Annotated in this window: 25 protein-coding genes; 21 read left to right on the top strand and 4 right to left on the bottom strand. The window is 57.3% G+C overall.

Annotated features, from left to right (window positions below; all coding sequences use genetic code 11):
• The first annotated feature begins 157 nt into the window (after window positions 1–157).
• The gene (mlaA, locus tag ACOTXI_RS07285; RefSeq protein ID WP_008502619.1) at window positions 158–910 is read left to right on the top strand and encodes a phospholipid-binding lipoprotein MlaA; all 753 of its coding nucleotides are present in this window, start codon (window positions 158–160) and stop codon (window positions 908–910) included.
• Between the two features lie 44 nt (window positions 911–954).
• Here the strand turns inward: mlaA and fadL are convergent, their stop codons facing one another.
• Window positions 955–2238 (bottom strand): long-chain fatty acid transporter FadL, encoded by a 1284-nt coding sequence (fadL, locus tag ACOTXI_RS07280; protein ID WP_008502618.1) that lies wholly within the window; start codon window positions 2236–2238, stop codon window positions 955–957.
• 372 nt (window positions 2239–2610) lie between these two features.
• Here fadL and ACOTXI_RS07275 point away from each other — a divergent pair, with 372 nt between their 5' ends.
• From ACOTXI_RS07275 to sixA, 4 genes are all read left to right on the top strand, one after another.
• The gene (locus tag ACOTXI_RS07275; RefSeq protein ID WP_023294142.1) at window positions 2611–2895 is read left to right on the top strand and encodes a YfcZ/YiiS family protein; all 285 of its coding nucleotides are present in this window, start codon (window positions 2611–2613) and stop codon (window positions 2893–2895) included.
• A 276-nt stretch (window positions 2896–3171) separates the two neighbouring features.
• Complete coding sequence (gene fadI / locus ACOTXI_RS07270; RefSeq protein WP_058654825.1) at window positions 3172–4482, top strand: acetyl-CoA C-acyltransferase FadI; 1311 nt, start codon at window positions 3172–3174, stop codon at window positions 4480–4482.
• On the top strand, window positions 4482–6629 hold the full coding sequence (gene fadJ / locus ACOTXI_RS07265; RefSeq protein ID WP_058654827.1) for a fatty acid oxidation complex subunit alpha FadJ: 2148 nt from the start codon (window positions 4482–4484) through the stop codon (window positions 6627–6629). The genes fadI and fadJ overlap by 1 nt, the downstream gene beginning before the upstream one ends.
• 209 nt (window positions 6630–6838) lie before the next feature.
• The gene (gene sixA, locus ACOTXI_RS07260) at window positions 6839–7324 is read left to right on the top strand and encodes a phosphohistidine phosphatase SixA (RefSeq protein WP_014884683.1); all 486 of its coding nucleotides are present in this window, start codon (window positions 6839–6841) and stop codon (window positions 7322–7324) included.
• A 46-nt stretch (window positions 7325–7370) separates the two neighbouring features.
• On the opposite strand, the gene smrB is transcribed toward sixA, so the two are convergent.
• Window positions 7371–7922 (bottom strand): endonuclease SmrB, encoded by a 552-nt coding sequence (gene smrB / locus ACOTXI_RS07255; protein WP_023344606.1) that lies wholly within the window; start codon window positions 7920–7922, stop codon window positions 7371–7373.
• 145 nt (window positions 7923–8067) lie between these two features.
• On the opposite strand from smrB, the gene prmB reads away from it, so the two are divergent.
• The 6 genes from prmB to ACOTXI_RS07225 are packed head-to-tail and all read left to right on the top strand — an operon-like array spanning window position 8068 to window position 12616.
• Window positions 8068–9000 (top strand): 50S ribosomal protein L3 N(5)-glutamine methyltransferase, encoded by a 933-nt coding sequence (prmB, locus tag ACOTXI_RS07250; protein WP_008502612.1) that lies wholly within the window; start codon window positions 8068–8070, stop codon window positions 8998–9000.
• Window positions 9001–9060: 60 nt separating this feature from the next.
• Window positions 9061–10146, top strand: coding sequence for a chorismate synthase (gene aroC, locus ACOTXI_RS07245; RefSeq protein WP_087855231.1), 1086 nt, complete (start codon window positions 9061–9063; stop codon window positions 10144–10146).
• A gap of 2 nt (window positions 10147–10148) precedes the next feature.
• The gene (mepA, locus tag ACOTXI_RS07240; protein ID WP_008502610.1) at window positions 10149–10973 is read left to right on the top strand and encodes a penicillin-insensitive murein endopeptidase; all 825 of its coding nucleotides are present in this window, start codon (window positions 10149–10151) and stop codon (window positions 10971–10973) included.
• Window positions 10973–11782 carry a sulfite exporter TauE/SafE family protein gene (locus tag ACOTXI_RS07235; protein WP_058654829.1) on the top strand — a complete coding sequence of 270 codons (810 nt, stop codon included), beginning with the start codon at window positions 10973–10975 and terminating at the stop codon, window positions 11780–11782. The genes mepA and ACOTXI_RS07235 overlap by 1 nt, the downstream gene beginning before the upstream one ends.
• Entirely contained in the window at window positions 11782–12327 is a 546-nt protein-coding gene (locus ACOTXI_RS07230) for an elongation factor P hydroxylase (protein WP_008502608.1), read from the top strand. The genes ACOTXI_RS07235 and ACOTXI_RS07230 overlap by 1 nt, the downstream gene beginning before the upstream one ends.
• 13 nt (window positions 12328–12340) lie before the next feature.
• The gene (locus ACOTXI_RS07225) at window positions 12341–12616 is read left to right on the top strand and encodes a YfcL family protein (protein ID WP_008502607.1); all 276 of its coding nucleotides are present in this window, start codon (window positions 12341–12343) and stop codon (window positions 12614–12616) included.
• Window positions 12617–12713: 97 nt separating this feature from the next.
• Here the strand turns inward: ACOTXI_RS07225 and mnmC are convergent, their stop codons facing one another.
• Window positions 12714–14711, bottom strand: a complete 1998-nt coding sequence (gene mnmC / locus ACOTXI_RS07220) for a bifunctional tRNA (5-methylaminomethyl-2-thiouridine)(34)-methyltransferase MnmD/FAD-dependent 5-carboxymethylaminomethyl-2-thiouridine(34) oxidoreductase MnmC (protein ID WP_421633873.1) — start codon at window positions 14709–14711, stop codon at window positions 12714–12716.
• A 158-nt stretch (window positions 14712–14869) separates the two neighbouring features.
• Between mnmC and fabB the strand changes: the two genes are divergently transcribed.
• Window positions 14870–16087: a beta-ketoacyl-ACP synthase I gene (fabB, locus tag ACOTXI_RS07215; RefSeq protein WP_008502605.1), complete on the top strand. Its 1218-nt coding sequence runs from the start codon at window positions 14870–14872 to the stop codon at window positions 16085–16087.
• A gap of 207 nt (window positions 16088–16294) precedes the next feature.
• A complete protein-coding gene (locus ACOTXI_RS07210; RefSeq protein WP_087855230.1) occupies window positions 16295–17473 on the top strand; it encodes an MFS transporter in 1179 nt (392 codons plus the stop codon).
• 90 nt (window positions 17474–17563) lie between these two features.
• Here ACOTXI_RS07210 and flk read toward each other — a convergent pair whose 3' ends face one another.
• Complete coding sequence (flk, locus tag ACOTXI_RS07205; protein ID WP_008502603.1) at window positions 17564–18568, bottom strand: flagella biosynthesis regulator Flk; 1005 nt, start codon at window positions 18566–18568, stop codon at window positions 17564–17566.
• Between the two features lie 113 nt (window positions 18569–18681).
• On the opposite strand from flk, the gene pdxB reads away from it, so the two are divergent.
• The 8 genes from pdxB (at window position 18682) to cvpA (ending at window position 26140) form a co-directional block, all read left to right on the top strand.
• The gene (pdxB, locus tag ACOTXI_RS07200; RefSeq protein WP_023294134.1) at window positions 18682–19818 is read left to right on the top strand and encodes a 4-phosphoerythronate dehydrogenase PdxB; all 1137 of its coding nucleotides are present in this window, start codon (window positions 18682–18684) and stop codon (window positions 19816–19818) included.
• A 67-nt stretch (window positions 19819–19885) separates the two neighbouring features.
• The gene (locus ACOTXI_RS07195) at window positions 19886–20899 is read left to right on the top strand and encodes an aspartate-semialdehyde dehydrogenase (RefSeq protein WP_023325776.1); all 1014 of its coding nucleotides are present in this window, start codon (window positions 19886–19888) and stop codon (window positions 20897–20899) included.
• Window positions 20899–21711, top strand: a complete 813-nt coding sequence (gene truA, locus ACOTXI_RS07190; protein ID WP_021241572.1) for a tRNA pseudouridine(38-40) synthase TruA — start codon at window positions 20899–20901, stop codon at window positions 21709–21711. The genes ACOTXI_RS07195 and truA overlap by 1 nt, the downstream gene beginning before the upstream one ends.
• 28 nt (window positions 21712–21739) lie before the next feature.
• The gene (locus ACOTXI_RS07185) at window positions 21740–22399 is read left to right on the top strand and encodes a DedA family protein (protein ID WP_008502599.1); all 660 of its coding nucleotides are present in this window, start codon (window positions 21740–21742) and stop codon (window positions 22397–22399) included.
• Between the two features lie 154 nt (window positions 22400–22553).
• Window positions 22554–23459, top strand: coding sequence for an acetyl-CoA carboxylase, carboxyltransferase subunit beta (gene accD, locus ACOTXI_RS07180; RefSeq protein WP_008502598.1), 906 nt, complete (start codon window positions 22554–22556; stop codon window positions 23457–23459).
• Window positions 23460–23529: 70 nt separating this feature from the next.
• Window positions 23530–24798, top strand: coding sequence for a bifunctional tetrahydrofolate synthase/dihydrofolate synthase (gene folC, locus ACOTXI_RS07175; RefSeq protein ID WP_058654833.1), 1269 nt, complete (start codon window positions 23530–23532; stop codon window positions 24796–24798).
• Window positions 24788–25486, top strand: coding sequence for a cell division protein DedD (dedD, locus tag ACOTXI_RS07170; protein WP_008502596.1), 699 nt, complete (start codon window positions 24788–24790; stop codon window positions 25484–25486). Before folC ends, dedD begins: the two co-directional genes overlap by 11 nt.
• A 165-nt stretch (window positions 25487–25651) precedes the next feature.
• Entirely contained in the window at window positions 25652–26140 is a 489-nt protein-coding gene (gene cvpA / locus ACOTXI_RS07165) for a colicin V production protein (protein WP_103786751.1), read from the top strand.
• Window positions 26141–26144: the final 4 nt, after the last annotated feature.

The following is a 26144-nucleotide window of genomic DNA, read 5'->3' as shown; positions in this document are numbered from 1 at the left end:
ATGCTGAGATCAGAGTCACGGTGATTACTGCCCGTAATTGTGCTCATAGACATCGGTAAACGTGCTGTTACAATCGCTTGCACGTTTACAGACGGAGCATCAACGGCTCCGTTACGGATGGCAATCAACGATAGCCATACTGAACAGGGAGATATTTATGAAACTTCGGCTGTCGGCGCTTGCGCTTGGCGCGACGATGCTTGTGGGCTGCGCCAGCTCCGGGGAGCAAACGGGACGCTCCGATCCTCTCGAAGGATTTAACCGCTCCATGTATAACTTCAACTACAACGTGCTGGACCCGTATGTGGTTCGCCCGGTGGCAGTAGCATGGCGCGATTATGTTCCCCAGCCCGCGCGTAACGGGTTAAGTAATTTTACCAGCAACCTCGAAGAGCCTGCGGTAATGGTGAACTACTTCCTGCAGGGCGACCCGTATCAGGGGATGGTGCACTTTACCCGCTTCTTCCTTAACTCTATTCTGGGGATGGGCGGCTTTATTGACGTGGCAGGCATGGCGAACCCGAAACTGCAGCGTGAGCAGCCGCACCGTTTCGGCAGCACAATGGGACATTATGGCGTCGGGTACGGGCCGTACATGCAATTACCGTTCTACGGCAGTTTCACCCTTCGTGATGACGGCGGCGATATGGTTGATACGCTGTATCCGGTTCTGTCGTGGCTGACCTGGCCGCTGTCGGTGGGTAAATGGACGGTGGAAGGGATTGAAACCCGTGCTCAACTGCTCGACTCTGATGGCTTACTGCGCCAGTCTTCTGACCCGTATATTATGGTGCGGGAAGCGTACTTCCAGAATCATGATTTTATTGCTAACGGCGGTAAGCTGAAACCGGAAGAGAATCCAAACGCGAAGGCGATCGAGAACGAACTAAAAGATATCGATTCGGAGTAAATAAAAAAGGTGAGCAATGCTCACCTTTTTCAATTCCTGCGCGATTAGAACGCGTAGTTGAAGTTCGTACCGAACAGCCAGGCTTTACCTTCAGAGGTAAACTCGTAAGGGCCTTCCTGGAACGTCACTTTCTGACCGTGCATATAAGATACGCCCGCATCGATAGATGCATTCTCGTTGAACGCATAAGTCGCGCCTGCACTTATCCAGAAGCGGTCCTGATCCGGAATGGAAATGGAACGCTTGTCTGCCGGAACCGGGCTGTCGTCAAATGCGATACCGGAGCGGAAAGTCCAGTTTTTATCGTAGTAGTAGGTGGTACCCAACGCAATACGATAAGCGTCGTGGAAGCTTTCGTCCTTATAGAATAGCGTTTGACCATTGCTTCCGGTCGCTTTCAGCTCCTGGAACTGGCTCCAGCTGGTATAGGCCAGGCTGTAGTGGATCGCCCATTGCGGTGCAACGCGGTTATAACCGGAGACTTCCCACATTTCTGGCAAATGCAGTGACAGCGAACCTGGAACGGTCTGGTTTGACGTTCCCCAAGGAATGGTGGTACCCGCACCAGGAACCACGTTGTTCACAGGCTTCAGGATGCCGCTCTTGTAATCGCCGTCGAAGTCAATTTTCACTTCGGAGCGATAGGTCAGGCCCCAACGGTTGTTTTTGTCCAGCTCGTACAGGATACCGGCGTTCCAGCCATAGCCCCACTCATCACCTTCAAGGCTGGCAATTTTATTGCTGTTTTTTGGCAGGCGAGCAGTTTGCTCCCCGGAGTAACGTTCAATTTTGGCATCGGCGTAGACGGCATCAAAGCCCAGACCAAAGCTCCAGTTGTCGTTCAGGCGATAAGCACCACTCAGGTTCAGGTTCAGCGTAGTAAGGTCTGTTTTACCGCCGTATTCACCAGCCGGATAGTTGCTATTGAACTCGGTAGCAAGGCCGTAGTTAGAGGTTACGGATGCTCCCCAGCCAAACTGTTCATTGATAGGCGCAACGAAGTGCAGGTTAGGGACCCATGCTGTTGGGGCAATATTGTCCGCTTTAAGGCTCGCACCCGTGTAAGGCGATTTGCCAGAAATGTTGACATCAGGATCGATATAAACCGCACCGGCAGAGAAGGTCGGACGATCAAACATCATGATCAATGCGGGGTTACGACTTGCGTTACCCGCATCATCAGCGATAGCGCCTTCCCCTGAATACGCGCGGCCAAGGCCAGAGGAAGAAAATTCGTTTAACTGAAAGCCCGCTGACCATGCGGAAGTGGAGACGAGTGCCACTGCGACTGCCAGCGCAGTCTTGTTGAACAGGGTTTTCTGGCTCATGACCATAACCTCATTGAGTTATTTTTATTCAATAATTGTTACATACCGTAACAGGAGCGCGAAGTGTAGGGTCTGAGGTATGACAGACAAATCAGACCAGTGGCCAGAGTATAGGTCCGACCAGCCTGAATGTTGCAAGTTTGTTTATTAATATTTTCAAACATGTTTCGTGAAACGAGATCTGGTTGGCAAAATTGTGACCATCGCGACTCACCCAAAAGGGTGGTTTTTGTTTTAGATCATTTTTTAGTGTGATATTGGTCACTTATCCGATTTTGCGCCATTAACGGCTGGAGAGAGCACGCGCCGGGGCGTAAAATATCAGCATCGTGTTTATCTCGCGCGCTGCGCGAATACAGAGGAAATTGAGCTATGAGTAAATGCAGTGCTGATGAAACCCCGGTTTGCTGCTGTATGGATGTTGGCACCATCATGGACAACTCCGATTGCACCGCGTCTTACAGCCGTGTGTTCACCAACCGCGCCGAAGCGGAAGAGACCCTGGCCGCGCTGAGCAAGCGTGCGCGTGATGTTGAATCCGATCCGTGTGAAATCAAGTCGACCTTTACCGAAGTGGAAGGCGGCGTGAAGCTGGACATCGACTTTGTTTTTGCCTGCGAAGCTGAAACGCTTATTTTCCAGCTGGGTCTGCGTTAATTCCTGCGGCCTGATGCCCTCAGCCCGACCCTCTCCCACGGGAGAGGGCGTAAGCATTAAAATCGGTAACCTACGGGTTACCGTTTTGCTTTTCCTTGCGCACCTGGCAACATACCGCACAAATGCCCCTGCCATGCAGGGGCATTTTCTTTTTCTTCTCTGTGTTTTAGCTCGCACTTTTTCGTTTCCCCGATTGGCTGAATGTAAAAAAATGGTTAAGACTGTTATCAGGTCAGACCACTTTGTGTTTGCGAATATTTTTTACAGGGGAGTGTTATGAGTCAGGCATTACCGCTTATTACCCGTCAGGGCGATCGCATTGCCATAGTCAGTGGATTGCGCACGCCATTTGCGCGTCAGGCAACGGCGTTTCATGGCATACCGGCCGTCGACCTGGGGAAAATGGTAGTGGGGGAGATGCTGGCTCGCAGCGAAATTCCGCCGGAGGTCATCGAACAGCTGGTCTTCGGCCAGGTCGTGCAGATGCCTGAAGCCCCCAACATTGCGCGGGAAATCGTCCTCGGTACCGGGATGAATGTTCATACCGACGCCTACAGCGTCAGCCGCGCCTGCGCAACCAGTTTCCAGGCCGTGGCTAACGTCGCCGAAAGCCTGATGGCGGGCACCATTCGCGCCGGGATAGCGGGGGGAGCGGACTCCTCTTCGGTACTGCCGATTGGGGTCAGTAAAAAGCTGGCGCGTATTCTGGTCGATGCCAACAAAGCCCGCACGACGGGTCAGAAGCTCAAACTCTTCTCGCGTTTACGTCTGCGCGATCTGATGCCTGTTCCCCCTGCCGTAGCGGAATATTCCACCGGCCTGCGCATGGGCGACACCGCCGAGCAGATGGCCAAAACCTACGGCATTACGCGTGAACAGCAGGATGCGCTGGCGCATCGTTCACATCAGCTTGCGGCAAAAGCCTGGTCGGAAGGCAAGCTGACCGATGAGGTCATGACCGCCTATATTCCGCCCTATCGCGAACCGCTTGCGGAAGATAACAATATTCGTGGCACGTCAACGCTGGCGGATTACGCCAAACTGCGCCCGGCGTTTGACCGCAAGCACGGCACCGTGACGGCGGCGAACAGTACGCCGCTGACGGACGGGGCTGCCGCCGTGATCCTGATGACCGAATCCCGTGCGAAAGAGCTGAGCATTACTCCCCTGGGCTATTTACGCAGCTACGCCTTCACCGCCATTGACGTCTGGCAGGACATGCTGTTAGGTCCGGCATGGTCCACGCCGCTGGCGCTGGATCGCGCGGGGCTGACGCTGGCTGATTTAACCCTGATTGATATGCACGAAGCGTTTGCCGCGCAAACCCTGGCAAACGTCCAGCTGCTGGCAAGCGAGCGTTTCGCACGTGATGTGCTGGGCCGCGCGCATGCCACGGGTGAAGTGGATCAGAGTAAATTCAACGTGCTGGGTGGCTCTATCGCCTACGGTCATCCGTTTGCCGCTACAGGGGCGAGGATGATCACGCAAACATTACATGAACTCCGTCGCCGTGGCGGTGGGTTTGGCCTTGTTACCGCCTGTGCGGCGGGCGGCCTTGGCGCAGCAATGGTTCTGGAGGCTGAATAATGGATATGCCATCTGCATTTAATCTGACGGTTCGCCTCGATAACGTGGCCGTTATCACTATTGATGTGCCTGATGAAAAGATGAATACCCTGAAGGCCGAATTTGGCGTTCAGGTGCGCGCGATGCTAAAGCAGATCCGCGAGAACAAAGCCATTCGCGGCCTGGTGTTTATCTCTGCCAAACCCGACAACTTTATCGCCGGGGCGGATATCAACATGATTGCCCGGGCGCAAAGCGCGCTGGAAGCCGAAGAGCTGGCGCGTCAGGGCCAGCAGGTGATGTCGGAGATCAACGGTCTCCCAATCCCGGTCATCGCAGCGATCCACGGTGCGTGTCTGGGCGGTGGGCTGGAGCTGGCGCTGGCCTGCCACAGCCGCATCTGTACTGACGATGCGAAAACCATTCTGGGCCTGCCGGAAGTGCAGCTGGGCCTGCTGCCAGGTTCTGGCGGAACGCAGCGTCTGCCGCGGCTGGTGGGCGTCAGCACGGCGCTGGAGATGATCTTAACCGGTAAACAGCTGCGTGCCCGTCAGGCGCTGAAAGCCGGTCTGGTCGATGACGTCGTGCCGCAGTCCATTTTGCTGGAGGCCGCCGTTGAGCTTGCGCTGAAAGGGCGTCAGGCAAAACGTCCTCTGCCGGTTCGCGAGCGCGTGCTGGCCGGTCCGCTGGGGAGAACGCTCCTGTTCAATATGGTGGGCAAAAAGACCGAACAAAAAACCAAAGGCAATTACCCGGCGGCAAAGCGGATCCTCGACGTGATCGAAACCGGGCTGTCGCAGGGCAGCAGCAGCGGCTATGCCGCGGAGGCCAAAGCCTTTGGTGAACTGGCGATGACGCCGCAGTCACAGGCATTGCGCAGCATCTTCTTCGCCAGCACTGACGTCAAAAAAGATCCCGGCAGCAAGGCGGAGCCTGCGCCTCTGCGTGCCATTGGCGTACTGGGTGGGGGGCTCATGGGCGGCGGTATCGCTTTTGTTACCGCCAGCAAAGGCAAATTGCCGGTACGCATCAAAGACATTAACCCTAAGGGAATCAACCACGCGCTGCAGTACAGCTGGCAGAACCTTGATCAAAAGGTCAAACGCCGCCATATCAAGGCAAGCGAGCGTGATAAAACCCTGGCAATGATCTCCGGTACGACGGATTACAGCGGTTTTGCGCACCGCGATCTGATGATTGAAGCGGTGTTTGAGGATCTGGCGCTTAAGCAGCAGATGGTGGCAGACGTTGAGCAGCATTGCGCCCCGCATACCATTTTTGCCTCCAACACGTCGTCATTACCGATTGGCGATATCGCGGCGAAAGCCGCGCGTCCGGAGCAGGTGATCGGGCTGCACTTCTTTAGCCCGGTAGAAAAAATGCCGCTGGTGGAAGTTATTCCACACGAGACTACCAGTCCGCAAACCATCGCCACGGTAGTCAAGCTTGCGAAGAAGCAGGGTAAAACGCCGATCGTGGTCGCAGATAAAGCCGGCTTCTACGTTAACCGTATTCTGGCGCCCTATATGAATGAAGCCATGCGGCTGCTGACGGAAGGCGAGAAGATCGAGCACGTCGACGAGGCGCTGGTAAAGTTTGGTTTCCCCGTTGGCCCAATCCAACTTTTGGATGAGGTGGGAATAGACACCGGCACTAAAATTATACCTGTGCTGGAGGCGGCTTATGGCGATCGTTTTAGCCCGCCTGCAAACATTGTTTCTGCAATTTTGAAGGACGATCGCAAAGGCAGAAAAAATGAACGCGGTTTCTATCTTTACGGCGCGAAAGGGCGTAAAAGCAAGAAACAGGTCGACCCTTCGGTTTATGGGCTTATTTCGACCACCGGTCAGGGAAAACTGTCTGCCGTTCAGTGCGCTGAACGTTGCGTGATGATGATGCTCAATGAAGCGGCGCGCTGCTTTGGTGAGCTGGTGATCAAGAGCGCACGCGATGGCGACATTGGCGCGGTATTTGGTATTGGTTTTCCGCCGTTCCTTGGCGGCCCGTTCCGCTACATGGATACACTCGGCGCGGGTGAAGTGGTTGCCATTTTGCAACGTCTGGCCTCGCAATATGGCCCACGGTTTACACCGTGTGACGAATTATTGCAGATGGCGGAACGGGGCCAGACATTTTGGCCTGCACGGGAAACTGATTTCGTAAACTGAAGTCAAAGAAGGGTAAATCCTGAGGTGAATGAACCTGTTCTGGCGATTTTGTAAACAGAGATTGACTATACTTACGCCATTGAGGTAAAAAACAGCGTTTCATTCATCGAATGGATCAGGCACAATGCCCGGCCATCGGGTTTTCTACCTCTTAGCATTTATCGCGGGTAGTTAACGCCGGTGATTCTGGTTAACAAAAGCGGTGCAATATGCAAGTTTTCATCATGCGTCACGGCGACGCGGCACTCGATGCCGCCAGTGACTCAGTACGTCCTTTAACCGTCTGTGGCTGCGACGAATCCCGTCTGATGGCAACCTGGCTTAAAGGTCAAAAAGTGGACATTGAACGCGTTCTTGTGAGTCCGTTCCTGCGTGCAGAACAGACGCTGGATGTGGTAGGGGAGTGTATGAACCTGCCGTCCAGTGTGGATGTTCTCCCCGAACTGACACCATGCGGTGATGTCGGCCTTGTCAGCGCTTATCTTCAGGCGCTGTGCAATGAAGGTGTCGCTTCCGCACTGGTCATTTCCCACCTGCCGCTGGTCGGCTATCTGGTATCTGAGCTGTGCCCGGGCGAAACGCCGCCTATGTTCACCACTTCCGCGATTGCCAACGTCACCCTCGACGAAACCGGCAAAGGGGTCTTCAACTGGCAAATGAGCCCGTGCAACCTGAAGATGGCAAAAGCGATCTGACGTGACGTGTGACAGGGCGGGGTGCTATATCTTTCCCGCCCTTCTGTCAGGGCAACTCTGGCGGCTGCCACTCCTCAACTTCAATCAATACCAGCAAGGCGGCATCTCCGCCGTACTCTTTCGGTGCCTGATGAAACGCCATTACGTGTGGGTGCTGAGCCAGCCACAGCGGCGTCTGTTGCTTGAGGATATGTTTCCCGTGGCCATGCATCACGCAGGCGCAAAAAACATGTTCGCGGCGACAGGCGGCAATCAACGCCCCCAGCTCCTGTTTCGCCTGCATTTGCGTTAAGCCGTGCAGATCCAGAAACAGCTCCGGCGAATAATCTCCCCGGCGTAACTTTTTCAGTTCGAAATGGCTGACGTCCTCGCGCACGTATTTCACCGCGCCCTGGGTATTAAGCAGCGGCTGAAACTCGTCTGAAAAGTAGTGGCTGTTATCGGCCTGCTCCTGCAGCAGCCGTTTGACCGGAACTTCGCTGATTTTTTTACGCAGCGGGCGATGGACGATGGTGTCCTGCGCGATTTTCCGCGTCCCGGTCATTAGCTGGCGGAAGAGCGCCTGATCCTCCTCGCTGAGCGATGTTTTCTTTTTCATTCGTCATTCTCATCTCGTATTTCCGATAGTGTACCCGACTAAACGCATTTTTTAACCTCAAGCGGTACGCGTCATTGCTGATTTATCGCCGTCTTCATGGCAAACTAGCCGCCGAAAATTATGCGAGCATGCCCTGGAGGAAAGAGTGGATAAAATATTTGTCGATGAAGCAGTAAACGAGCTGCATACCATACAGGACATGTTGCGCTGGTCGGTTAGCCGCTTCAGCGCCGCCAATATCTGGTACGGACACGGTACCGACAACCCGTGGGATGAAGCCGTGCAGCTGGTGCTGCCGTCACTCTATCTGCCGCTGGATATTCCGGAAGACATGCGCACCGCGCGCCTGACCTCCAGCGAAAAACACCGCATCGTTGAGCGCGTGATCCGTCGCGTCAACGAACGCATCCCGGTCGCCTACCTGACCAACAAAGCCTGGTTCTGCGGCCACGAGTTCTATGTCGATGAACGCGTGCTGGTGCCGCGCTCGCCGATTGGTGAGCTGATTAACAACCACTTTGAAGGCCTGATCGGCCATCAGCCGCAGCACATTCTGGATATGTGTACCGGGAGCGGCTGTATCGCCATTGCCTGCGCTTACGCCTTCCCGGAAGCGGAAGTGGACGCGGTTGATATCTCCACCGACGCGCTGGCCGTGACCGAGCACAACATAGAAGAGCACGGCCTGATCCATCACGTTACGCCAATTCGCTCTGACCTGTTCCGCGATCTGCCGACGCTGCAGTACGATCTGATCGTCACCAATCCGCCGTACGTCGATGCGGAAGACATGTCCGATCTGCCGAACGAATACCGCCACGAGCCGGAGCTGGGTCTGGCGTCAGGCTCTGACGGCCTGAAGCTGACCCGCCGCATTCTGGCCTGCGCGCCAGATTATCTGACCGACGACGGCGTTCTGATTTGTGAAGTGGGCAACAGCATGGTACATCTGATAGAGCAGTATCCGGATGTGCCGTTCACCTGGCTTGAGTTCGACAACGGCGGTGACGGCGTCTTTATGCTGACCAAAGCGCAGCTGCTCGACGCGCGCGAACACTTCAGCATCTATAAAGATTAATCCAGCGGGCTTCGGCCCGTTTCACAACGCTCAAACACAAACAACAACATCGGAGCCGTGATGGCAGGAAACAGTATTGGACAGGTATTCCGCGTGACCACCTTTGGCGAGTCGCACGGGCTGGCGCTGGGCTGTATCGTTGATGGCGTACCGCCAGGCATCGAACTGACCGAAGCCGATTTGCAGCATGACCTCGACCGTCGTCGTCCGGGCACCTCTCGCTACACCACGCAGCGTCGCGAGACGGACCAGGTCAAAATTCTCTCCGGCGTTTTTGAAGGACGCACTACAGGCACCAGCATTGGTCTGCTGATTGAAAACACCGATCAGCGCTCCCAGGACTACGGCGCCATCAAGGACGTGTTCCGTCCAGGCCATGCCGACTACACCTACGAACAAAAGTACGGCTTCCGCGACTATCGCGGCGGCGGACGTTCCTCCGCGCGTGAAACCGCGATGCGCGTGGCGGCTGGCGCCATTGCTAAGAAATACCTGCAGCAGAAATTTGGCATCGTGATCCGCGGCTGTCTGACCCAGATGGGCGACATTCCGCTGGCGATCAAAGACTGGGATCAGGTCGAGCAAAACCCGTTCTTCTGTGCGGATGCCGACAAGCTGGACGCGCTGGACGAACTGATGCGCGGTCTGAAAAAAGAGGGCGACTCCATCGGGGCGAAAGTCACCGTCGTGGCCGACGGCGTCCCGCCAGGCTGGGGCGAGCCGGTATTTGACCGTCTCGATGCCGACATCGCGCACGCGCTGATGAGCATCAACGCGGTGAAGGGCGTTGAGATTGGCGACGGTTTTGACGTGGTATCCCTGCGCGGCAGCCAGAATCGCGACGAAATCACGAAAGCGGGCTTCCAGAGCAACCACGCGGGCGGCATTCTGGGCGGGATCAGCAGCGGGCAGCAGATTATTGCCAACATCGCGCTGAAGCCAACCTCCAGCATTACCGTGCCAGGCCACACGATTAACCGCGATGGCGAAGAAGTTGAAATGATCACCAAAGGACGTCACGATCCGTGCGTCGGGATCCGCGCGGTGCCGATCGCAGAAGCGATGCTGGCGATCGTGCTGATGGATCACTTCCTGCGCCAGCGCGCGCAGAATGCGGATGTGACGACCACCATTCCACGCTGGTAAACATGAAAAAAACCGCAATTGCTCTGCTGGCGCTGCTTGCCAGTGGAGCCAGTCTGGCCGCCACGCCGTGGCAAAAAATCACCCATCCGGTGGCGGGGAGCGCGCAGTCCATCGGCGCCTTTTCTAACGGCTGTATCGTGGGGGCTCAGGAACTTCCGCTGCAATCGGATACCTATCAGGTGATGCGTACCGACCAGCGTCGTTACTTCGGCCACCCGGATCTGGTGCTGTTCATCCAGCGGCTGGGAAACCAGGTGCATAATCTGGGGCTGGGCACGATGCTGATCGGCGATATGGGGATGCCTGCAGGCGGGCGTTTTAATGGTGGACACGCCAGTCACCAGACCGGACTGGATGTCGATATCTTCCTGCAGCTGCCTAAAGCGCGCTGGAGTTCAGCCCAGTTGCTGAAACCGCAGGCGCTGGATCTGGTGTCGAGCGACGGTAAGCGCGTTGTGCCCTCACTGTGGACGCCGGATATCTTCAGCCTGATTAAGCTGGCGGCAAAAGATAACGACGTCACGCGGATCTTCGTCAACCCGGCTATCAAGCAACAGCTGTGCCTCGATGAGGGAACCGATCGCGACTGGTTGCGCAAAGTGCGCCCGTGGTTCCAGCATCGTGCGCACATGCACGTTCGTCTGCGTTGCCCGGCGAACAGCCTGGAATGCGAAGATCAGCCGCTACCGCCGCCAGGCGATGGCTGTGGTGCGGAACTGCAAAGCTGGTTTGAACCGGCAAAACCTGGAACCTCTAAGCCTGAGAAGAAGACACCGCCTCCGTTGCCGCCTTCCTGCCAGGCGCTACTGGATGAGCATGTACTTTAATGGATAATTTCGTCGAGCTGTTTATGGTGTCACCGCTGCTGCTGGTGGTGCTGTTCTTTGTGGCTATGCTGGCAGGTTTTATTGATGCCCTTGCGGGCGGCGGCGGGCTATTAACCGTACCCGCGCTGCTGGCGGCGGGCATGAGCCCGGCGCAGGCGCTTGCCACCAACAAGCTGCAGGCCTGCGGCGGCTCGCTCTCAGCGTCGCTCTATTTTATCCGCCGCAAGGTGGTGAACCTGGCCGACCAGAAGCTCAATATCCTGATGACCTTTATCGGTTCCACGTCGGGCGCGCTGCTGGTGCAGCACGTGCAGTCGGATATTTTGCGCCAGATCCTGCCGGTTCTGGTTATCTGTATCGGTCTCTACTTCCTGCTGATGCCGAAACTCGGCGAGGAAGACCGTCAGCGTCGTCTGCACGGCCTGCCGTTTGCGCTGATTGCCGGGGGCTGCGTCGGTTTTTACGACGGTTTCTTCGGCCCGGGGGCAGGCTCGTTTTACGCGCTGGCGTTCGTGACGCTGGCCGGGTTTAACCTCGCCAAATCTACCGCCCATGCCAAAGTGCTCAACGCGACCTCGAACGTCGGCGGCCTGCTGCTGTTTATCATTGGCGGCAAGGTTATCTGGGCAACCGGGTTTGTGATGATGGCAGGGCAGTTCCTGGGCGCGCGCGCAGGCTCGCGTCTGGTATTAAGCAAAGGGCAAAAGCTGATCCGTCCGATGATCGTTATCGTCTCGGCCGTGATGAGCGCCAAACTTCTTTATGACAGCCATGGACAGGAGATCCTCACCTGGTTGGGGATGCACTAATGAACAGTACGCATAAATATGAACAGCTGATTGAGATCTTTGACGGCTGTTTTGCTGACGATTTTAATACCCGTCTGATTAAAGGCGACGACGAACCGATCTATCTTCCTGCTGATGACGAGGTTCCGTATAACCGCATCGTCTTTGCGCACGGCTTTTACGCCAGCGGTTTGCACGAAATTTCGCACTGGTGCATCGCCGGAAAAGCGCGTCGCGAACTGGTGGACTTCGGTTACTGGTATTGCCCGGACGGGCGAGACGCCGCGACGCAGGGGCAGTTTGAGGATGTGGAAGTGAAGCCGCAGGCGCTGGAATGGCTGTTCTGCGTGGCGGCGGGTTTCCCGTTCAACGTCAGCTGCGACAACCTCGAAGGCGACTTCGAGCCAGACCGTATTGTCTTCCAGCGCCGCGTGCATGCGCAGGTGATGGAATACCTTGAGAAAGGCATCCCGGCACGTCCGGCGCGCCTGATCGAGGCCTTACAGAATTATTACCACACGCCGGCGATTGCGGCGGAAAGCTTCCCTTGGCCGGAAGATCTTTAACAGAGGAAAGAAGATGATCGCAGAATTTGAATCACGCATTCTGGCGTTAATTGATGACATGGTGGAACACGCCAGCGATGATGAGCTGTTCGCCAGCGGTTATCTGCGTGGTCACCTGACGCTCGCGGTAGCCGAGCTGGAAGCAGGTGACGATCACTCTGCCGACGCTGTTCATGAGGAAGTGACCCGCAGTCTGGAGAAAGCCATTCAGGCCGGGGAGCTCTCTCCGCGCGACCAGTCACTGGTGCTGGGCATGTGGGACAACCTGTTCCAGCAGGCTAAACGCTAAGTCATTGTTTTTCGCCCGGTGGCGCTGCGCTTACCGGGCCTACTAATTTTCCCTCTCCCTGTGGGAGAGGGTTAGGGTGAGGGCACCAGGCCGCACCTTACTTAACCATTTTCCCCTTCAGCAGTTTCCTTACCCACAAGCGATTCGGATTCAGTCCCGCAAGCGTAACCCTGTCCAGCGGAATTGGCTCGTCGCTCATTTGCGCGGCTAATACTTCAGCCAGCAGCGGCGCAGAGCACAGCCCACGGGAACCCAGCCCGCCCAGCATAAACAGCTCCGGATACACCGGTGCGGCCACCGCCGTTTCCTTGTTTTCAGCCAGATCTTCATAGGCCGCAAGCGTCGCGTCATAGTCCGGCGCGTTGCCCGCCATCGGCAGATGATCGCGGGTGGCGCAGCGCACGCCGCAGCGCGCGTCACCCTCGCTGACGTCAACCTCTTTCGCCCACGTCGCATCCGGGAAACAGTCAATCAGGCGCTGGCGGTTTTGCGCCTGATCCGCTTCGCTGTAGCGCATATCCGTTTCGCCACGATGATAGCTGGCCCCGATGCAGTGATGGCCGTTAGACGGATTTTGCGGTGTCAGATAGCCGTCATAGCACAGCACCTGGCGCAGTTTGCCGAGCGCAGGCGCGGTGGGGATATGGCTTACCTGGCCGCCGACCGGATAAACCGGCAGCGTCGCTGTCTGGATAAACTGGCTGATGTGATGCCCGTTGGCCAGCACAACGCTGGCATGGCTCGCCTCCTTGCCATCAGCAAAACGCAGATCCCAGCGTTCTGTCCGGCTGAGCGATTCCACCTTGTGGGCATAATGCGTCGCCAGCCCGCGCGACTGCGCCAGGGCAATGACCGCCGCGGTCAGTTCAGCCGGACACAGCCAGCCGCCGAGCGGGTACTGAATGCCCCCACACCCGGTTTCTACGCCAGCGGTGTCCGCCACCTCCTGGGCACTTACCGCGCGGGCAATTTCTTCCGGCAGGCCCAGCGACAGCATCTGCGCGATCTTCTGCTGGCTCTTCTCATCCCAGCCGAGCTGCGTCACGCCACACCAGTCGTGGTCGAATGCCACTGGCAGCGCGTCGTACAGGCGGCGGGCGAAGGTAAAGGCCGCGGGGAAAAACTGGAACAGGGCCGGGTCGTGTGCGCTTAAAAGCGGATAGAGCGCCCCCTGACGGTTGCCGGATGCGCCGCTGGCGGGCGCGTCGTCAGCGCAGTAGAGCGTGACCTGCCAGCCACGCTGGAGAAGGGCGAGCGAGAGCAGGGCGCTGGCGATCCCACCGCCAACGATCGCTACGTCGCGCGATGCGCTGGCGCGGCGCGCAAACCAGGGCGTCTGAGCGGGGATCTCCAGCGTCTGCTCCATCCTGCCGACAAGCATGTCGCGCTTGCGGCCAAAGCCTTTGGTCTTCTGCATGGTAAAGCCCGCCTCCTGCAGCCCACGGCGGACAAAGCCCGCCGAGGTGAAGGTGGCAAGGGTAGCCCCAGGGCGCGCCAGCCGCGCCATCGCGTTAAACAGATGCTGGCTCCACATGTCCGGGTTTTTGGCAGGGGCAAAACCGTCCAGAAACCACGCGTCGACCTTCTGATTCATCGAATCATCGAGCCTGTCGGTCAGGTCGTTGATGTCGCCGAGCCATAAGTCCAGCGTGACGCGTCCACCGTCCAAAATCAGACGGTGACAGCCGCCGATGTGGGGCGGCCACTGCGCCTGAAGCTGTTCTGCCCAAGGCGCAAGCTCCGGCCAGCGCTGGTGGGCAAGCCGCAGATCGTGCGCGGTGAGCGGGAATTTTTCGAAACTGATGAAATGTAATCTTTGTAGCGTAGCCTCAGGGTGAGCAGCGTGGAACTGATTAAACGCCTGCCAGAGGGTTAAAAAATTCAGACCGGTGCCGAATCCACTTTCCGCGACCACAAACAGGCTCCGCGGGTGCGCCGGGAAGCGGGTGCTGAGCTGGTTTCCGTCGAGGAAAACATAGCGAGTTTCTTCGAGTCCGTTATCATTAGAAAAATAGACGTCATCAAAATCTCGGGAAACAGGTGTACCCTCAGCGTTGAATTCGAGGTTGGCGGGTTGTATAGCGTTTTGTTTCACGTAAGTTACTCGTCTGACAGGCAGTGGCACGATCTTAACGATGTGAGTCCATCGGTGCAAATTTCCGCAGAAAATGTCTGATCGGACTTGTTCGGCGTACAAGTGTACGCTATTGTGCGACTCGAAACTTACTATAGTGCGACTTACAGAGGTATTGAATGAAACGTGCAGTGATTACTGGCCTGGGCATTGTTTCCAGCATCGGTAATAACCAGCAGGAAGTCCTGGCATCTCTGCGTGAAGGACGCTCCGGGATCACTTTCTCTGAAGAGTTTAAAGATTCAGGTATGCGTAGCCACGTATGGGGTAACGTCAAACTGGACACCACCGGTTTGATCGACCGCAAAGTGGTTCGTTTCATGAACGATGCCTCTATTTATGCTTATCTCTCCATGCAGGAAGCGATCAAAGATTCTGGCCTGAGTGAAGAGGTTTATCAGAACAACCCGCGCGTGGGTCTGATTGCCGGTTCCGGCGGCTCATCTAAAGCGCAGGTATTCGGTGCTGACGCCATGCGTAGCCCGCGTGGTCTGAAAGCGGTAGGTCCGTACGTGGTCACGAAAGCCATGGGTTCTGCGGTTTCCGCGTGCCTGGCGACCCCGTTCAAAATCCACGGTGTGAACTACTCCATCAGCTCCGCGTGTGCGACCTCCGCACACTGTATCGGTAACGCTGTTGAGCAGATCCAGCTGGGTAAACAGGACATCGTATTTGCTGGCGGCGGCGAAGAGCTGGGCTGGGAAATGGCCTGTGAATTCGACGCGATGGGCGCACTGTCCACCAAGTACAATGAGACCCCGGACAAAGCTTCCCGTACCTACGATGCGCACCGTGACGGTTTCGTTATCGCGGGCGGCGGCGGTATGGTTGTGGTTGAAGAGCTGGAGCACGCGCTGGCACGTGGCGCGCACATCTATGCTGAGATCGTGGGCTACGGTGCAACGTCCGACGGCGCCGACATGGTTGCTCCGTCCGGCGAAGGCGCGGTGCGCTGCATGAAGATGGCGATGCACGGTGTTGATACCCCAATCGACTACCTGAACTCCCACGGTACTTCTACGCCGGTAGGTGACGTGAAAGAGCTGGGTGCGATCCGCGAAGTGTTCGGCGACAACAGCCCGGCTATCTCTGCCACCAAAGCCATGACCGGTCACTCTCTGGGTGCGGCTGGCGTACAGGAAGCGATCTACTCTCTGCTGATGCTGGAAAACGGCTTTATCGCTCCAAGCATCAACATCGAAGAGATGGATGAGCAGGCTGCTGGCCTGAACATCGTGACCAAACCAACGGACGCGACGCTGACTACCGTCATGTCCAACAGCTTCGGTTTCGGCGGCACCAACGCCACGCTGGTCATGCGTAAGCTGAAAGCATAAGTTTTATGTTTGATTCGAAAGGGGAGCCATAAGGCTCCCTTTTTTATGCATTGACAAGCGGCTGATCTCACAGGCAAACTTCATCACTCAACATTATCCTCACGATAATGCGTAAGCGTTTAACGTCAACCAACGCACCTTAATCCTGATAATCAGGTAGAGGGGGCGTGGCATTTCCCCGCCTTACTCTTCATTTCGGAGTAAAGCATGACTGCAGTAACTCAAACAGAAACAACCCCTTCAGCGAACGTCTCGCTGTTCCGTATCGCCTTTGCGGTATTCCTGACCTATATGACCGTTGGCCTGCCGCTGCCGGTGATCCCGCTGTTCGTACACCAGGAGCTGGGCTATGGCAACACCATGGTCGGCATCGCCGTGGGTATCCAGTTTTTAGCGACGGTCTTAACCCGCGGCTACGCCGGACGGCTGGCGGACCAGCACGGTGCCAAACGTTCGGCGCTGCAGGGCATGTTTGCCTGCGGCCTGGCGGGCGGCGCATGGCTGCTGGCGGCTCTATTGCCGGTCGATGCCGCGTATAAATTTGCGCTGCTGGTGCTGGGCCGTTTAATCCTGGGCTTTGGTGAAAGCCAGCTGCTGACCGGCACCCTGACCTGGGGAATGGGGCTGGTAGGGCCAGCACGTTCCGGCAAGGTGATGTCCTGGAACGGCATGGCCATCTACGGCGCGCTGGCCGCCGGGGCACCGCTTGGTCTGCTGATCAACAGCCAGTTCGGTTTTGCGGCGCTGGCTGCCACCACCATGGCGCTGCCGCTGGTGGCATGGGCGTTTAACGGCTCGGTGCGTAAGGTGCCCGCGCACAAAGGCGAGCGTCCTTCCCTGTGGAGCGTGGTCGGCCAAATCTGGCAGCCGGGCCTGGGCCTGGCGCTGCAGGGCGTGGGTTTTGCGGTGATTGGGACGTTCGTCTCGCTCTATTTTATGAGCCGCGGCTGGGCGATGGCCGGTTTTACGCTTACCGCGTTTGGCGGCGCGTTTGTGCTGATGCGCGTCTTCTTCGGCTGGATGCCGGATCGCTTTGGCGGCGTGAAGGTGGCGGTGGCGTCGCTGGTCATTGAAACCATCGGTCTTCTGCTGTTGTGGAATGCACCCGTGGCATCCGTTGCGCTGCTTGGTGCGGCGCTGACCGGCTGCGGCTGTTCTCTGATTTTCCCGGCACTCGGTGTTGAAGTGGTGAAGCGCGTGGCTCCGCAGGTGCGCGGGACGGCGCTGGGCGGCTATGCGGCGTTTCAGGATATCTCATACGGGGTAACCGGGCCGCTGGCCGGGCTGTTAGCCACCTCGTTTGACTATCCGTCCGTCTTCCTGGCCGGTGCGGTTTCCGCGGTGGTGGGGATCGTGGTGACGCTGGTGGCGTTTCGCAGAACGTGAGTCCTTGTTGCCGGGTGGCGGCTGCGCCTTACCCGGCCTACGGTTCAAGCCGTTGTAGGCCCGGTAAGCGCAGCGCCACCGGGCAAAATATCAGGCAACCAGCCAGAAAATCGCCAGCGCAATCAGTAATGCAATAAACATCAATCCCGGACGCGCAGAAAGTGTTCTGAAGGTCTCCACGACCGGCGCAAACAGCGGGCTGTAGATCGGCTGAATATTTCTCACCTCCGGTACACCGCCTTCGCGCTCGGCGCGGCGAACGAAGATCTGGTTGAGCAGATCCTGCACCTGCGCGGTAGTCAGTACCGTTTGCGGCGTGGCCTGCCAGTTCTGCTGGGCATAATCCCGAATCACCTCGAACTCGTGCGGCTCAAGCGGCTGTTTCAGCGCGGCCTGCACGGTATGCAGGGTAGGGGCGCTCTGGGTGCTGAGCGTCTGGCGTGCCTGGAGCCAGGTCACCAGATGGGTAAACTGTTTGGCCGGGATCAGCTCGCCTGCCTTCACGCCCGACAGCTCCAGCATGGATTGCCAGATAAGCTTCGTCGGCTCGCCGGTGGCCGCGGCCAGCTTCGTCACCATCTGCTTGAGCGTATTGTGCTCGGCGGGCAGCAGCGGACGCTCGGTCGCCGGGCGCACCTGCGGCTGCGGAATCGACAGCTCATTGTTCTGCAGCAGCGTCAGCACGGTTTTGAGCTGGTCGGGCGTAAGCTGGCCCAGCGCGGTCTGACCATACTGCTGGCGAATAAAATCACTCACCGCCTGGCGGTTATTTCCCTGGCCCAGCAGCTCCGTCAGCTGAGAAACAATCTGGCGCGTGGTGTGGTTCTGCTGCGCGGTCGTAATACGCTGGTTCAGATTTTGCTCGGCAGCGGGGAAATGGCGCGACTGCAGCGGTGCGTCGTTCCTCACGCCTAAATCATGCTTCACCCCGGCCCAGACTTCCGCGTTTTGCTGTGAAGTCAGCGCAATCAGGCGCGTGATCAGTCGCTCCAGCACGGTGCGCTGTTGCGTGGATAGCGGTTGTTCACCGGCAACGTTTGGCGTGACGGGGCCTTCACCCGGAGGGCGTGGCGGCGTACCTGAAATGGGCTGCATCGTCAAAAATCCTTAAAGTCAAAACTCAGCGTAAACCTGGCAGACGTATATGCCTGGCGGCCAGATTATGGCACACTTGGCAGGTTTTCTTCCTCTCAAACAGGTACTCAGACGTGAAAATCCTCGTTGATGAAAATATGCCTTACGCCCGTGAGCTGTTTAGCCGCCTGGGTAACGTTAAGGCTGTTCCTGGTCGCCCGATCCCGGTCAACGAACTGGACGATGCCGACGCCCTGATGGTGCGCTCGGTGACCAAAGTAAATGAGGCGTTGCTCGCCGGTAAGGCGATTAAGTTCGTTGGGACCGCAACGGCAGGGACCGATCATGTGGATGATAAATGGCTGAAGCAGGCCGGAATCGGTTTCTCCGCCGCGCCGGGCTGTAACGCGATTGCCGTCGTGGAATACGTTTTCTCCTCGCTGCTGATGCTGGCCGAGCGCGACGGGTTTGCGCTGAAAGACCGCACCGTGGGGATTGTCGGCGTGGGTAACGTCGGCGGACGCCTGCAAAAGCGCCTGGAAGCGTTAGGGATCCGCACGTTGCTGTGCGATCCGCCGCGCAAAGACAACGGCGACGACGGGGATTTCCGTTCGCTGGACGAGCTGGTTGAACAGTGCGACGTGCTGACGTTCCACACGCCACTGTTTAAAGAGGGGCCGTATAAGTCTCTGCATCTGGCCGATGAGGCGTTAATTCGCCGTCTGAAGGCTGGCACTATTCTGATAAATGCCTGCCGTGGTCCGGTAGTCGATAACGCCGCGCTGCTGACGTGTCTGAACGAAGGACAAGACCTCAGCGTGGTGCTGGACGTCTGGGAGCCGGAGCCGGACCTCAACGTTGAGCTGCTTAACAAGGTGGACGTGGGCACCGCGCATATCGCAGGTTATACCCTCGAAGGGAAAGCCCGCGGTACGACGCAGGTCTTCGAAGCCTACAGCGCCTTTATCGGCCATCCGCAGCAGGTGGCGCTGGATACCTTACTCCCCGCGCCTGAATTTGGCCGCATTACCCTTCACGGCCCGCTCGATCAGGCAACGCTGAAAAGGCTGGTGCATTTGGTGTATGATGTGCGCCGCGATGATGCGCTGCTGCGTAAAGTGGCGGGGATCCCGGGTGAGTTTGATAAGCTGCGCAAGAACTACGTTGAGCGCCGCGAGTGGTCTTCCCTCTATGTGATGTGCGACGACGCGTCGGCGGCGACGCTGCTGCACAAGCTGGGGTTTAACGCCGTTCATCACCCGGCGCATTAATGTCTTCTTAATGCTCCCTGTCGGATACTCCGACAGGGACGCTTTTTTATTTCTGGAGTAAACCACCATGTCTGAAGGCTGGAACATTGCCATTTTAGGTGCCACGGGTGCCGTGGGCGAAGCCCTGCTCGAAACGCTTGCTGAGCGTCAGTTCCCGGTGGGCGATATCTATGCGCTGGCGCGAACGGATAGCGCGGGTGAGCATCTGCGTTTTAACAATAAATCCGTCATGGTTCAGGATGCGGCGGCGTTCGACTGGACGCAGGCGCAGCTGGCGTTTTTCGCCGCGGGCGCTGAAGCCACTGCGGCGTACGTTGAAGAGGCGACCAACGCAGGCTGCCTGGTCATCGATCTGAGCGGTCTGTTCTCCATGGAGCCGGATGTGCCGCTGGTGGTGCCGGACGTGAACCCGTTTGTGCTGGCTGACTACCGCAACCGTAACGTCATTGCGGTGCCGAACAGCCTGACCAGCCAGCTGCTGACTGCACTGAAACCGCTGATCGACGACGGCGGCCTGTCGCGCATTACCGTCACCAGCCTGCTGTCCGCGTCCGCAAACGGCAAAAAGGCCGTTGACGCGCTGGCCGGGCAGAGCGCGAAGCTGCTGAACGGCATCCCGATTGACGAAGATGATTTCTTTGGCCGCCAGCTGGCGTTCAACATGCTGCCGCTGCTGCCGGACCGCGAGGGTTCCGTGCGCGAAGAGCGTCGTATCGTTGATGAGGTACGTAAAATTCTGCAGGACGATGGCCTGATGATCTCCGCAAGCGTCGTGCAGTCCCCGGTCTTCTACGGTCACGCGCAGATGGTCGGCTTTGAAGCGCTGCGTCCCCTGGCGGCAGAAGAGGCGCGCGATGCGTTTGGCCGCGGGGAAGACATCGTCCTCTCTGAAGAGAGCGAGTTCCCGACGCAGGTAGGCGACGCCACCGGTAGCGCGCATCTTTCCGTTGGCTGCGTGCGTAACGACTACGGTATGCCGGAGCAGGTTCAGTTCTGGTCCGTTGCCGACAACGTTCGTTTCGGCGGCGCGCTGATGGCGGTCAAGATCGCTGAAAAACTGGTGCAGGAGTACCTGTACTGATGTCAGACGTGGAACAAAAGCCAGTTCATAAAATTGCCCTCGGTATTGAGTACGATGGCAGTAAATATTATGGCTGGCAGCGTCAGAATGAGGTGCGCAGCGTCCAGGAGAAACTGGAGAAAGCGCTCTCTCAGGTGGCAAACGAGCCGATTAACGTCCTGTGCGCAGGCCGTACGGACGCGGGCGTACACGGCACGGGGCAGGTGGTGCACTTTGAGACCACCGCCGTGCGTAAGGATGCCGCCTGGACGCTGGGTGTAAATGCGAATTTGCCTGGTGACATTGCGGTGCGCTGGGTGAAAGCTGTGCCGGATGATTTTCATGCGCGTTTCAGCGCCACCGCGCGTCGTTACCGTTATGTCATCTACAACCAGCGTCTGCGTCCGGCGGTGTTAAGCCAGGGCGTGACGCATTTTTATGAACCGCTCGATGCGGAACGCATGCATCGCGCGGCGCAGTGTCTGATTGGTGAAAATGACTTTACCTCGTTTCGTGCGGTGCAGTGTCAGTCCCGCACGCCGTGGCGTAATGTTATGCACATTCACGTCAGCCGTTTTGGCGCGTATGTGGTGGTGGATATCAAAGCCAATGCCTTTGTACATCATATGGTGCGGAATATTGTGGGCAGCCTGATGGAAGTGGGTGCCGGACACCAGCCGGAGAGCTGGATTGCAGACCTGCTGGCAGCGAAGGACAGAACGCTTGCGGCAGCCACGGCGAAAGCGGAAGGGCTGTATCTGGTCTCGGTAGACTATCCTGATCGGTTTGACCTGCCGAAACCGCCAATGGGGCCGCTGTTTTTAGCGGACTAAACAAAGGTGCAATTAAGGCTTAGACAATATGGACGTAATTCGTTTTTTGATTGATTTCATCCTGCATATTGATGTTCACCTGGCAGAGCTGGTCGCGCAGTATGGCGTCTGGGTTTATGCCATTCTGTTCCTCATTCTGTTCTGTGAAACCGGGCTGGTTGTCACGCCGTTCCTGCCGGGCGATTCACTGCTGTTTGTCGCCGGGGCGTTATCGGCGCTGCCCACCAACGATCTGAATGTGCATCTTATGGTGGTGCTGATGGTGATTGCCGCCATCGTCGGTGATGCGGTCAACTACACGATTGGACGCGTATTCGGTGAGCGGCTGTTCAGCAATCCCGATTCAAAAATTTTCCGTCGCAGTTATTTAGATAAAACTCATGCGTTTTATGAACGCCATGGCGGAAAAACCATTATCCTTGCGCGCTTTGTGCCTATTGTGCGCACATTTGCACCGTTTGTGGCGGGAATGGGACATATGTCCTATCGTCATTTTGCCATGTATAACGTCGTGGGGGCGCTGCTTTGGGTACTGCTGTTTACCTATGCAGGCTACCTGTTTGGCGATCTCCCTGTGGTTCAGGAAAATCTTAAGTTACTGATTGTAGCGATTATTGTGCTTTCCGTACTGCCGGGCGTTATCGAAATCATTCGTCATAAACGTGCGGCGGCAAAGCAAGCGAAGTAAATGCACACTGGCGGTTCGACCACTTTTTTATCCAAAGTTTCGGGCTGTTATGTTTTAATGTGCAACATTCATGGTCTGTTGGAGGCAAAAATGGCATTATTCGCCTCTTATAGCAAAACTGGCATACGACCAGGTTCAGGCAGAAAGGTTATCAATGAGCTGGATTGAACGAATTAAAAGCAACATTACCCCAACGCGTAAAGCGAGCATTCCTGAAGGGGTATGGACGAAGTGTGATAGCTGCGGCCAGGTTCTGTATCGCGCAGAGCTGGAGCGCAACCTTGAGGTGTGTCCGAAGTGTGACCACCATATGCGTATGTCGGCGCGCAACCGCCTGCATAGCCTGCTGGACGAAGGTTCTCTGGTAGAACTGGGCAGCGAGCTTGAGCCAAAAGACGTGCTGAAGTTCCGCGACTCCAAAAAATATAAAGATCGTCTGGCCTCCGCACAGAAAGAGACCGGCGAGAAAGACGCGCTGGTCGTCATGAAAGGCACCCTGCATGGGATGCCGGTTGTTGCCGCTGCGTTTGAGTTCTCCTTTATGGGCGGCTCAATGGGCTCCGTGGTCGGTGCGCGCTTCGTGCGTGCCGTTGAGCAGGCGCTGGAAGACAACTGTCCGCTGATCTGCTTCTCTGCCTCCGGCGGAGCACGTATGCAGGAAGCGCTGATGTCCCTGATGCAGATGGCTAAAACCTCTGCAGCGCTGGCGAAGATGCAGGAGCGCGGTCTGCCGTACATCTCCGTGCTGACCGACCCAACCATGGGCGGCGTCTCCGCGAGCTTCGCGATGCTGGGCGACCTGAACGTCGCTGAGCCAAAAGCGCTGATCGGCTTTGCGGGTCCTCGCGTTATCGAGCAGACCGTTCGTGAAAAACTGCCGCCGGGATTCCAGCGCAGTGAGTTCCTCATTGAGAAAGGCGCCATCGACATGATCGTCCGCCGTCCGGAAATGCGCCTGAAACTGGCGCGCATCCTGGCGAAGCTGATGAATCTGCCAGCGCCGAACCCGGATGAGCCGCGTGAAGGCGTGGTGGTACCGGATCAGGAACCCGAGGCCTGATAACTGAAAAGGGCAGGGCCGGTTGGCGCTGCCCTTTTGCTTTCTAATCTGTTAATGACAACCGGGCATTATGGAAAATAAAAGCATTCCCCAAGCCACGTCGCCCCTGGCCGCGTGGCTTTCTTATCTGGAAAACCTGCACAGTAAAACCATCGATATGGGGCTTGAGCGCGTAAGCCAGGTTGCCGCGCGTCTTGATGTGCTGAAACCGGCGCCTTTCGTGTTCACCGTCGCAGGCACCAACGGCAAAGGTACCACCTGCCGCACGCTGGAATCCGTCCTGATGGCGGCGGGCTACAGGGTCGGCGTGTACAGCTCGCCACATCTGGTACGCTACACCGAGCGGGTTCGTGTGCAGAACCGCGAGCTGCCGGAGTCCGCGCATACGGCATCGTTCGCGGAAATTGAAGCCGCGCGCGGAGAGACCTCATTAACCTATTTTGAATACGGCACTCTGTCGGCCCTGTGGCTGTTCAAACTGGCCCAGCTGGACGTGGTGATCCTTGAGGTTGGTCTTGGCGGACGTCTTGATGCGACCAATATCGTCGATGCAGACGTGGCGGTAGTGACCAGCATCGCGCTGGATCATATCGACTGGCTGGGGCCCGATCGTGAAAGCATTGGCCGCGAGAAGGCCGGTATTTTCCGGGCAAATAAACCTGCCGTGGTGGGCGAGCCGGACATGCCGCACACCATTGCTGACGTGGCGAACGAAAAGGGCGCACAGCTGCTGCGCCGCGGCGTTGACTGGCAGTATGAGGTTCAGGACAACGGCTGGCGCTTTAGCGACGCGCAGGGGGCGCTGGATAACCTGCCGCTGCCGCAGGTCCCGCAGCCAAATGCGGCAACCGCGCTGGCGGCACTGCGCGCCAGCGGCCTCGTGGTCAGCGAACAGGCGATCCGCGAGGGTATACAAAACGCGATTCTGCCAGGGCGTTTCCAGATTGTGAGCGAGTCACCGCGCCTGATTCTGGATGTGGCGCACAACCCCCACGCGGCGGCGTATCTCGCGGGACGTCTCAAATCGTTACCAAAAACCGGGCGCGTGCTGGCGGTTATCGGTATGCTTCATGATAAAGATATCGGCGGGACGCTGGCCTGCATGGAGAGTGTGGTCGATAGCTGGTATTGTGCTCCTCTGGAGGGGCCACGCGGCGCGACGGCTGAGCAGCTGATGGAACATCTCGGCAAAGGTGCAATCTACAGTAGCGTGGCGCAGGCCTGGCATGCCGCGATGGCGGAGGCTAAACCAGAAGATACCGTGCTGGTGTGTGGTTCATTCCACACGGTGGCACATGTCATGGAAGTGATGGACGCGGGGAGAACCGGTGGCGAGTAAGTTTCAGAACCGTTTAACAGGAACCATTGTGCTGGTCGCGCTCGGGGTGATTATTCTTCCCGGGCTGCTCGACGGGCAGAAAAAGCATTATCAGGATGAGTTTGCCGCGATTCCGCTGGTGCCGAAACCGGGCGACCGCGATGAGCCGGATATGCTGCCCGCGGCGACGCAGGCGCTGCCTGCTCAGCCTCCGGAAGGGGCGGCGGAAGAGGTGCGCGCGGGCGATGCCGCCGCACCGTCGCTCGATCCGTCTCGCCTGGCGGCCACGAGCAACAGCGATATCGATCCTGTGCCGGTCGAGCAGCCTAAACCGGTTGAAAAACCGAAGCCGGTTGAGAAGCCGCAGCCGAAACCGCAGCGTGATAAAGCGGCAGAACAGCTCGCCGCAGCGTCAGAGACGCCTCCGCCAGCAAAACCGACGCAGCAGGACGCTGCTGCCCCAACGGGCAAAGCCTACGTGGTGCAGCTCGGTGCGCTGAAAAATGCGGACAAGGTGAATGAGGTGGTGGGTAAACTGCGCAGTGCGGGATATCGTGTTTACACTTCACCTTCCACGCCGGTGCAGGGTAAAATTACCCGTATCCTCGTGGGGCCAGAAGCGTCTAAAGACAAACTGAAAGGGTCGCTGGGTGAGCTGAAGCAGATCTCCGGCCTGAGCGGTGTAGTAATGGGCTACAGCGCGAACTAAGTACGACCTGCTCCTGTAAGAGAGAGGCGATAAGCCACGGCGTTGAACATTTTTTCAGCGCCTTTTTTATTTACGCGCGGGAAGGAAATCCCTACGCAAACGTTTTCTTTTTCTGTTAGAATTCGCCCCGAACTGGATGACAGGGCGTTTAATCGTGGGACACATATGGTCTGGATTGATTACGCCATCATTGCGGTGATTGGTTTTTCCTGTCTGGTTAGCCTGATCCGTGGCTTTGTTCGTGAAGCGTTATCGCTGGTGACCTGGGGTTGTGCTTTCTTTGTCGCCAGTCATTACTACACTTACCTGTCTGTCTGGTTCACGGGCTTTGAAGATGAACTGGTCCGAAATGGAATCGCCATCGCGGTGCTGTTTATCGCGACGCTGATTGTTGGCGCTATCGTCAATTACGTGATAGGTCAGCTGGTCGAGAAAACCGGTCTGTCAGGAACGGACAGGGTACTCGGGATCTGTTTCGGGGCATTACGAGGCGTGCTGATTGTGGCCGCGATCCTGTTCTTCCTGGATACCTTCACCGGGTTCTCCAAAAGTGAAGACTGGCAGAAATCGCGGCTCATTCCAGAGTTCAGCTTCATCATCAGATGGTTCTTTGACTATCTGCAAAGCTCGTCGAGTTTTTTGCCCAGGGCATAAACCC

This window comes from Enterobacter cloacae complex sp. BZL2005 (assembly GCF_049238885.1).
In the GTDB taxonomy this organism is placed as follows: Bacteria; Pseudomonadota; Gammaproteobacteria; order Enterobacterales; family Enterobacteriaceae; genus Enterobacter; species Enterobacter roggenkampii.
This window is presented reverse-complemented; position numbering and strand designations above follow the sequence as displayed.